General features: G+C 65.8%; 1 protein-coding gene. It reads left to right on the top strand.

Translation table 11 applies throughout. The features are described 5' to 3' along the window. A partial coding sequence (locus ACPYOG_RS19705) for a gamma-glutamyltransferase (RefSeq protein ID WP_481295810.1) occupies positions 1-266 on the top strand: 266 nt, incomplete at both ends.

Raw genomic sequence — 266 nt, 5'->3', positions numbered from 1 at the left:
TCCTGAAGCAGGGCGGCAACGCAGCCGACGCCGCCGTCGCTGCTGCGGCAACCCTTGGAGTTACGGAGCCCTACAGCGCCGGCATCGGTGGCGGCGGCTACTTCGTGTTCTACGACGCCAAGACCGGCAAAGTCGGCACGATTGACGGCCGCGAAACTGCTCCCGCGGCTATGCCTAATGATGCGTTCATCGACCCCGTCACAGGGAAGCCCTATGACTTCACCCCACAACGGGTGACCAGCGGCGTCTCCGTCGGTGTCCCGGGC

The organism is Leifsonia sp. HAY1-4F, assembly GCF_056755275.1.
Note: the sequence above shows the minus strand (reverse complement) of the source record. Positions and strands in the feature narration are given on the sequence as shown.